Source organism: Buttiauxella brennerae ATCC 51605 (genome assembly GCF_001654925.1).
GTDB lineage: Bacteria > Pseudomonadota > Gammaproteobacteria > Enterobacterales > Enterobacteriaceae > Buttiauxella > Buttiauxella brennerae.
In genome coordinates, this window is record NZ_LXER01000078.1 from 1 (window position 1) to 310 (window position 310).

Annotated in this window: 1 pseudogene; it reads left to right on the plus strand. The window is 48.1% G+C overall.

What is annotated here, in order from left to right:
• Positions 1-310: pseudogene (gene ubiB / locus M975_RS22070) on the plus strand (ubiquinone biosynthesis regulatory protein kinase UbiB); the annotation flags it as partial.

The window sequence follows — 310 nt, forward strand, 5'->3', positions numbered from 1 at the left end:
AAAGAAGATAAGCGTTATCTGGCAGAAAACTTCATCGCTTTCTTTAACCGTGATTATCGCAAAGTGGCGGAGTTGCACGTGGATTCTGGCTGGGTGCCACCGGATACCAACGTTGAAGATTTTGAGTTTGCGATTCGCACTGTGTGTGAACCTATCTTCGAGAAACCGCTGGCAGAGATTTCCTTTGGACACGTGTTACTGAACCTGTTCAACACGGCACGGCGCTTTAATATGGAAGTCCAGCCGCAGCTCGTTTTGCTCCAGAAAACGCTTCTTTATGTTGAAGGGCTCGGAAGACAGCTTTATCCCG